Source organism: Zoogloea ramigera (genome assembly GCF_006539865.1).
GTDB lineage: Bacteria > Pseudomonadota > Gammaproteobacteria > Burkholderiales > Rhodocyclaceae > Zoogloea > Zoogloea ramigera.
In genome coordinates this window covers 1-3,643 of record NZ_BJNV01000139.1, presented here as the reverse complement: position 1 = coordinate 3,643, position 3,643 = coordinate 1, and the positions used below count along the sequence as shown (strand labels likewise).

The 3,643-nt window shown below is 70.1% G+C and carries 4 protein-coding genes; all 4 read right to left on the bottom strand.

The features are described 5' to 3' along the window. The coding region (locus tag ZRA01_RS20005; RefSeq protein ID WP_246093791.1) for a sensor histidine kinase at positions 1-1,134 on the bottom strand (1,134 nt) is incomplete at its 3' end. A gap of 10 nt (positions 1,135-1,144) precedes the next feature. Next, positions 1,145-2,056, bottom strand: a complete 912-nt coding sequence (locus tag ZRA01_RS20000; RefSeq protein WP_141355128.1) for a transporter substrate-binding domain-containing protein — start codon at positions 2,054-2,056, stop codon at positions 1,145-1,147. 91 nt (positions 2,057-2,147) lie between these two features. Further along, positions 2,148-3,149, bottom strand: coding sequence for an LLM class flavin-dependent oxidoreductase (locus ZRA01_RS19995; protein ID WP_141355127.1), 1,002 nt, complete (start codon positions 3,147-3,149; stop codon positions 2,148-2,150). Positions 3,150-3,155: 6 nt separating this feature from the next. Then, positions 3,156-3,643 (bottom strand): Hpt domain-containing protein (locus ZRA01_RS19990; RefSeq protein ID WP_141355126.1); only part of this gene is annotated, 488 nt, incomplete at its 5' end.

Genomic DNA, 3,643 nt, shown 5'->3' with positions numbered 1-3,643 from the left:
ATGGCGGGTCTGCAGCCCGACACAGTCCCGTTGCCCGATCTGGGCCAGCCCGAGGATGGCGTTGAGGGGTGTGCGGATCTCGTGGCTCATGTTGGCAACGAACTCGCTGCGGGCCCGGGACAGCTTGTCGGCTTCGGCGCGGGCTGCGGCGCGGGCGGCAGCGTAGGCGATCTCCCGGGCCTGCTCGATGCGCTGCCGTTCGCGGACGGCGAGCATCACGATGTAGAGCAGCAGGAAGGGCACCGCGCCGGCGGCGGCGAAAAACAGGGTCGGGATGGCGTGGGCGTCGAGTTCGCGCTGGGTGACCAGGGCCGCCAGCGCGAAGGGCGAGGCTTCGATGCTTCGCTTGAGCACTGCGATCACCGGGTCGCCGGCAAGCTGTGGCAGACCGTCGGTGTGCAGGCTCGGGCTGTCACCCATGCGGGCGAGCAGGCCCGCGAGCTCCGCCTGGTGGAAGGCCGGTGCTGCGAGAGGCGAGATGGGCCAGCCAGACCCCGCGAGAACGATGGTCTCGGGGCGCTGGGTGTTGGTGCTGCGCAGCAGGCTTTCGATGACGCCGGGCGGGCTGTAGGCGAGCACGTGGCCGCGCAGGGTGTTCTTGATGAACACCGGCTGGCTGAAGCGCAGCTGCTGCCCGCCCTGCAGGGCCAGGCCGCGGGTGCGCGGCAGCCGGGGGGCCAGGGCGGGGTAGTCTTCGGTCGGGGGGGCGGACGTGTCGCCTGCCTGGGCGATGAGGTCGCCGTGCGTGTCGATGAGGACGAGCTGGTCGTGGATGCGCCGCTCGCCGAGTCGTTCCTGCTCGATGAGCTGCGCGAAGCGGTCTTCGATGTTCTGCAGGTGCAGGCCCAGGCCGTACTCGATGCTCATGCCGAGGTCGCGGCCGGCGAAGTAGTTGGCGACGGCGTCGGAGGCGGCCAGGTTGGCGAGGGAGTTGTGGCGCTCGGACAAATAGGCCGACACGCTGTCGGCCTGCTTGGCGAGCTCGAGGCTGGCGCCGTCGAGCAGGCTCTGCTCGAGGCGCTGCTGTACGCTCAGGTTGTGGACGAACAGCGCGACGGCGTAGACGATGAAGAGCAGCAGCGCAACGAGGTACTTGCGCGATGATTTCGGCTGCGACAGCTCGGAGGGAGTCAACGGTGCGGTCTTACCGGGTCGGTGGCAGGTCGCGGAAGAAATCCGGCAGATAACGCGGGGCCACGCGGAAGTATTTCTTCACCAGCCGCATGTAGGTGCCGTCGGCCTTGGTGCGGGCGAGGAAGGCGTTGAAGGCCTTGCGCAGCTCGGGGGAATCCTTGCGGAAGCCGGCGGCCATGCGCTGTTCTTCGGAGATGGGGCCGATCACCTTGATCTGGCCCGGCCACAGCTCGAGCGCCACCAGCACGTCGGGCACGTCGAGGAGCGTCATGTCGCTCTCGCGCTTGAGCATCGCGGGCACCACGTCGTTGATGTTGGTGCTGCCGTTGAAGCGCTTGAGCTTGAGGCCCTTGCCTTCCAGATCGTAGAGGGTCGGGTCGAGGCAGGAGTTGTCCATCACGAAGGTGGTGCCGAGCGCCATCCGGGCCTTGGTGGCCTTGATGTCCTGGTCGCGGTTGCCGCTGGGCTTGATCGGCGCGACCGGGACGTCGGGCCGGGCCAGCAGCCACACGGCCGAGGGGAAGGTGGGCTCGGAGAAGTCGAGCAGCTTCACCCGCGGGGGAAGGATGGTCATGCCGTTGGCGATCACGTCGCCGCGGATCGGCCGCGGGCCGACCTCCTGCACACTGGGCTTGTAGCGGATCTCCTTGCCGATGAGGTCGCCGATGACGTCGTTCCAGTTGGTCTGCACGTACTCGTAGCGCACGCCGAGCTCCTTGGCGAAGAGCTGCATCAGCTCCACGTCGAAGCCGTCGCCGCTGCCGGTGATGAAGTTGGCGTAGGGCACCCCCAGGTGGCGCAGCACACCGCGCTTGCGGACCTCGTCGAGGTCCTGGGCGAAGGCCGTCTGGAGGCACAGCAGGAGGCCGGCGACCAGAAGCGCCGAGCGGCCGAGCAGGCGGCAAAACGTGTTGAAAGCCATGGTGGAGCCTCGAAAACGGGCCGGCGTGGTGCTTGGCTGGGCGCGGCCCCCGCCGGGGACGGGGCCGCGCCCGGGGCGTGGAGCGGGTGGGTCAGGCCTTCATCGCGGCGGCCGCGATGTCGAGCGAACGCAGGCGCAGCTCCGGGTCGAAGATGTCGCAGACGAGCATGAACTCGTCGGCGCCCGTGATCTCGGCGAGGCGGGACAGGCCGTCGTGCACCCGCTCGGGCCCGCCGATGACCGCCGCCGCCAGGAAGTCGCCGATGGCGGCGCGCTCTTCGGGGCGCAGGCCGGCCATGAAGTTTTCGATCGGCGGCTGCAGCCGGCGCCGGTTGCCGGTGAGGATGCCGAGCACCCGCTGGTAGTTGCTGCTGGCGAGGTATTCGGCTTCGTCGTCGGTAGGGGCCGCGATGAGCGGGATGCCGATGACCACGTAGGGTTCGGCGAGCTGGGCGGAGGGCTTGAACTGGCTGCGGTAGAGCTCGATGGCCTGCAGCACCTGGCGCGGCGCGAAGTGCGAGGCGAAGGCGTAGGGGAGGCCCCGCTCGGCGGCCAGGCGGGCCGAGAACAGGCTGGAGCCGAGGATCCAGATTGGCACCTTGGTGTCGGCGCCGGGCATCGCCACCACGCGCTGGCCGGGCTGCACCGGGCCGAGGAGCTTCTGCACCTCGGCGACTTCGCGGGGGAAGTCGTCCTCGGTCTCGACGCGGTCACGGCGCAGCGCGCGCATCGTGATGCCGTCGGTGCCGGGGGCGCGGCCGAGGCCGAGGTCGATGCGGCCAGGGTAGAGCTCGGCGAGGGTGCCGAAGGCCTCGGCGACCACCAGCGGCGCGTGGTTGGGCAGCATGATGCCGCCGGAGCCGACGCGGATCTTGCGGGTGCCGCCGGCCAGATGGCCGACCAGCACCGCGGTGGCGGAGCTGGCGATGCCGGGCATGTTGTGGTGTTCGGCCACCCAGTAGCGGGTGAAGCCGAGCGCCTCGGCGCGCTGGGCGGTGGAGAGGGCAACGGAGAGGGAGTCGGCGACGCTGCGGCCTTCGCGGACGGCCACGAGGTCGAGCATCGAAAGGGAGATGTCTTTTAGTGTTTTCATGGGGCGTTATTGTAAGGGCTTTGGCGGCTCCCGCAGCGCCCCGGAGGGGCTGGCGGTGGCCGTGCGGGCTTCCAGTTCGGGGATCAGCAGGTCCAGTTGAGCGGCCAGTTCGGTGGCCAGCTGGCGGGCGGTTTCGTGGCTTGCGTGGGCGGCCTGATCGGTGGCGGCGGCGAGTTCGTGGATCGCCGTGAGCTTGAGCGCGCCGGCGCTGCCCTTGACGCTGTGGGCGATGAAGGCGAGCTCCGCCAGCTCGCCGTTGCCGTCGGCGATGGCGCGCAGGCGGGCCGTCTGGACGACATAGCCGGCCAGGGCCTTGCTGGCGAGACCGGTGACGAAGCTGGCCTTGCCCTTGAACTGGGCCTCCAGCGCGGCCCAGTCGACCAGGCCGGTCTGCGGGCTGCCGCCGGGCGGCGTTGGGTCGTCGCCGGGCGGCTCGGTCGCAGCGTCGTCAGGCGCGGGCGCTGCTGCGGAGGCTTCGACGGGGGCGTGGTGGC

What these genes read in the sequence shown, in the direction of transcription:
- ZRA01_RS20000 (WP_141355128.1), bottom strand. Translation starts at nt 2,056, where the DNA reads ATGGCTTTCAACACGTTTTGCCGCCTGCTCGGCCGCTCGGCGCTTCTG.
- ZRA01_RS19995 (WP_141355127.1), bottom strand. Translation starts at nt 3,149, where the DNA reads ATGAAAACACTAAAAGACATCTCCCTTTCGATGCTCGACCTCGTGGCC.